At 44.4% G+C, this 4,502-nt stretch carries 4 protein-coding genes; 1 reads left to right on the forward strand and 3 read right to left on the reverse strand.

Features of this window, described 5'->3' with window-relative positions; genetic code table 11:
* Positions 1 to 41: 41 nt before the first annotated feature.
* Positions 42 to 395, reverse strand: a complete 354-nt coding sequence (locus PSE7429_RS21705; protein WP_040690153.1) for a low molecular weight phosphatase family protein — start codon at positions 393 to 395, stop codon at positions 42 to 44.
* A gap of 137 nt (positions 396 to 532) precedes the next feature.
* Complete coding sequence (locus tag PSE7429_RS21710; protein WP_009629528.1) at positions 533 to 1,102, reverse strand: hypothetical protein; 570 nt, start codon at positions 1,100 to 1,102, stop codon at positions 533 to 535.
* Positions 1,103 to 1,374: 272 nt separating this feature from the next.
* Between PSE7429_RS21710 and PSE7429_RS21715 the strand changes: the two genes are divergently transcribed.
* The gene (locus PSE7429_RS21715; protein WP_009629529.1) at positions 1,375 to 3,999 is read left to right on the forward strand and encodes a DEAD/DEAH box helicase; all 2,625 of its coding nucleotides are present in this window, start codon (positions 1,375 to 1,377) and stop codon (positions 3,997 to 3,999) included.
* Positions 4,000 to 4,190: 191 nt separating this feature from the next.
* On the opposite strand, the gene PSE7429_RS21720 is transcribed toward PSE7429_RS21715, so the two are convergent.
* The coding region (locus PSE7429_RS21720; protein WP_009629530.1) for a phosphopantothenoylcysteine decarboxylase domain-containing protein at positions 4,191 to 4,502 on the reverse strand (312 nt) is incomplete at its 5' end.

Raw genomic sequence — 4,502 nt, forward strand, 5'->3', positions numbered from 1 at the left:
GAGTATACCGCCCGCTACGCGGGCGGTATACTCTATGGTTTTTAGTAGATTTCCAAGCGCATTAACATTACTTCAACGTGATCTTTAATCTCATCTCTCACTTGTCGATAGGAATTAATCGAAGAGGGCTCAAGCGGAGATAATAACCATTCATCAAAAAACTGTCTCATCATCCAGTCATCGGGTAGCCTTGTGCTAGTACTTCCAAGCGAGACTACCGCATCAAAGCTATTGGGTTGATAATCGTCGAGTAGTTGGGAATTATTCATGCTGATATGCAAATCAACTTCATCCATTGTCTGAATTACATCTTGAATCGATAGATTTCCTTCCCACCCACAACTATTAATGGCGATCGCATCCCCGACATAGTGACGCATCCAAGCTTCTGCCATAAGTGCGTATGTCCGATTTCTACAGACAAACATGATATTCTTCATTAAGATTGAGGTTCCTCCTGTTTTAGAAATGTTAGGTTTAGTTTTTAATTCACAAAAGTGTTGTCGCACTTTCGTGAATTGGTATAAGTACTTCAGATTGCTAATGGATAAAAGCAATCTTCAACGCCGTTGTATTGCCATGCGATACCTTCAGGATCGTGCTTCTTCGCCCAATTAGAAAAAGTGCTTTTGTCCTTCTTTTGATTTAATGTCCGCAACTCGACTTTTAATCGATTCACCATTTCTTCAACACTCAATGCATCTACAGGAGGAATCTCTTTTTCTAGCTTGTTGTCAGATTTATTGTCAGATTTATTGTCAGATTTATTGTCAGATTTATTTTGAGTCGTTGCATTAACTGCGGAAGTACTTGCGATCGCAGTTTCACCCTCAATATTAGAAATTGCCCCCCCTAGAGAATTTCCTAGAGAATTGCGATCGCCATCTGCCAATTTTGCCTCAATCGCTTCTATCCGTTTTAACAACTCGTCATAGCGATCTTCTTGCTGGACTACTGGTATAGCAATATCCTGTTGCAGGGCTTGCGTCAATAGGATCTCAACCATCGCCGCCATGCCCATCTTGGTTTTTTGAACCCGTTCTTCTAACTGATCCAGTAATGTATCAGAGAGCCTTACATTTAACTGCCTTTTCTTTGCCATTGACGATACCCTTAATGATGCCCTTGTTGATGCTCTTAATGCTATCAAATGCTAGCATAAGCTATTTTGCTATAAAAAGCTAGCATTTGTTAGCAAAAAAGTAAAAAAATTTGGCGCGAAAAATTTCAAAGCGATCGCCAATTACTAAACTCTTGTCACGCTTCGCTCTGACTCATTCCTGCATAGGTTAATATAAGAGATTAAGCAGCTATCCCTATAGCGCCTTATTGAAAACCTAAAAATTTTAAGTATATTTATTCAGGCAGAAGTGCGTGCAAGCATTAGACCCACAAGAACTATATCCCTTTGAACTTGACCCGTTTCAATTACAGGCGATCGCCGCATTGCAAGCTGGTAAGTCGGTCGTTGTTTGTGCGCCAACAGGTTCAGGCAAAACCTTAATTGGTGAATATGCAATTCACGCCGCCTTAGCTGGCGAACGGCGAGTCTTTTATACCACTCCCCTCAAGGCTCTCTCCAATCAAAAGTTACGGGACTTTCGACAACAGTTTGGTGATGATAACGTCGGCTTGTTGACAGGTGACACATCCGTTAATCGTGATGCACCAATTTTGGTGATGACTACAGAGATCTTTAGGAATATGCTCTATGGCACACCCATCGGTGAAGTTGGCACATCCCTAACAGATGTTGAAGTAGTAGTACTTGATGAGTGCCACTATATGAACGATCGCCAAAGAGGAACGGTATGGGAAGAATCGATCGTCTATTGCCCTGCGGAAGTACAGTTGGTAGCACTATCGGCAACCGTAGCCAATAGTCAACAATTAACCGACTGGATTCATAAAGTGCATGGCGATACGGAGTTAATCTATTCTGATTTTCGTCCCGTTCCTCTCGAACATTCCTTTTGCAGTAGCAAGGGCTTTTTCCCTTTACTGGATAGTTCCAGTCAAAAGATCAATCCGCGTCTCAAGCCTCTCACCAATAAGCCGCTGTCTAAAGAAGAAAGACATAAAATTGTCCCCTCGATTGGAGCCGTCATCTCCCATCTGCGACAGCGGGATATGCTCCCTGCCATTTACTTCATTTTTAGCCGTCGTGGTTGCGATAAATCGGTTACGGATTTAGGAAATGTTTCGCTCGTTAATGCGGAAGAGTCCCTCAGACTCAAGCCCCAAATCGATGCTTTTATTGCGGCTAATCCAGAAATTGGTAAGCCAGCCCATATTGATGCCCTCTATCGTGGTATTGCCGCTCACCATGCTGGGATTTTACCTGCGTGGAAAGGTTTTGTGGAAGAACTATTTCAACAAGGCTTGATCAAAGTCGTCTTTGCAACGGAAACCCTAGCGGCGGGAATTAATATGCCAGCGAGAACTACGGTCATCTCTAGCATCTCGAAGCGTACCGATCGCGGACATCGTTTGCTTAATGCTTCGGAATTTCTGCAAATGGCAGGGAGAGCGGGTAGACGTGGTATGGATGAAGTTGGCTATGTCGTAACGGTACAAACTCCCTTTGAAGGAGCTAAAGAAGCCGCAAATCTGGCTACATCGACCGCCGATCCCCTCGTTAGTCAGTTTGCGCCAAGCTACGGCATGGTAATGAATCTCCTCCAAACCCATTCCCTTGAACAAGCAAGGGATCTCGTCGAGCGCAGTTTTGGACAATATCTTGCCGATCTCAATCTTGCTCCCCAAATCCAGAATCTTGAGTCGGTAATGGAGCAGATTGCTAAATTAGAAAAGGATTTGGCAAATATCGATCTGAAGCAGTTAGAAATTTATGACAAACTGCGCGATCGCTTGCGCGAGGAGAAACGTCTTTTAAAAATGCTGGCGCAGCAATCGGAGGAAATGCGTTTAAACGATCTCGCATCCTATGCTCCTTATCTACTATCGGGTTCACCCCTAACGATACGCACTAACAAAGGCATAATCGTCCATACCGTTCTGGCTGCCAAGGTTCAGGGTTCGGGACAATTTCCTTGGTTTGTCTGCCTCGGTTCCGACAATCGTTGGTATACATTGGGATATAAAGATATCGTTCAAGTCGGTACCGATTTATTACTAGATGGTGATATCGACTATCCGAGTAAGTTGCCCTTACGTCCGGGACAGTCCATTGAGGGCGATGAAGCGAGTTTAGCGATCGCTCAAAACATCAAGCCATTGCCCGAATCAGCACTCGCACCAGAAGTTTTAAAGCAGCAAGCGCGAGTTATTGCCCTCGAATCGGAAATGAACCGTCATCCTGTCTCAAAGATGAGCGATCGCGGTGCAATATTTAAGAAAGTAAATCGTCTCGAACAATTGCAACGTCAGATCGATTTCCAGCAGAAGGTGGTTAATGAACGTCGCCAAAGGCATTGGCAAGAATTTATGAGTCTTGTCCATATCTTGCAAGCCTATGATTGCCTTCAAGAAACTCAACCTACCGATCGCGGCAAAGTCGTGGCAGCCCTACGCGGTGAAAATGAGTTATGGTTGGCTTTATGCTTGATGTCGGGAGAAATGGATAATCTTTCTCCTCATCACCTTGCTACGGTCTGTGCGGCGATCGTCAGTGAAAATAGCCGTCCCGATAACTGGATCAAGTTCGGTCTATCACCAACGGTTGAGGATGCTCTAGATGGATTACGCGAAGTGCGTCGTCAGCTTATGCAGGTGCAACGTCGTCATTTGGTGGATATTCCCGCATGGTTAGATTATGAATTAACTGGACTGGTCGAGCAATGGGCTTTAGGAATGGAATGGTCAGAGCTATGCCAAAATACCAATCTCGATGAAGGTGATATCGTTCGCCTAATGCGTCGCACGATCGATTTGCTATACCAAATTCCCCATGTGCCAAATCTACCGATACATGTCTATCAAGCTGCTAAGCAAGCTGCCCAATTAATAGATCGCTTCCCCGTCAATGAGGTAATTTAACGTCAGTTCGGATTAAGCTGGCAAATGTTAAAAGCCCAAAGGTAAAAGCCTTGCTACGCAAGGCTTTTACCTTTGGGCTTTGAGAAAAGGTTTGCGTAGCAAACCTTTTCTCAAAGCCCATTTCAAGTTAAAAATAGACCCAAAAGATGATTGGCGGCGCTTCGCGCCGCCAATCATCTTTTGGGAGATGGCTACGACTGTAAAAAATCGAAGAGACGATGGGCGAGTTCGAGCTTAGAACAAATAGGCGTAGATTGCCTATGCCCATTTTTATGGATGAAAGTAGCTTGATTGGTATCCGTACCAAAGCCAGTTTGCAAACTATTCACCGCATTAGCGGCGATCGCATCTAGCCCTTTTCGCGCTAATTTTTCTTTTGCCGCAGCAATCACCTCTTCTTCATCACCAGTTTGGGCGGCAAAGCCTACTAATATTTGGTCAAGACGTTTGCGGCTGGCGAGATCCGCCACGATATCGGGAATATATTCGAGTTGTAGATTTAA

Source organism: Pseudanabaena biceps PCC 7429 (assembly GCF_000332215.1).
Classification (GTDB): domain Bacteria; phylum Cyanobacteriota; class Cyanobacteriia; order Pseudanabaenales; family Pseudanabaenaceae; genus Pseudanabaena; species Pseudanabaena biceps.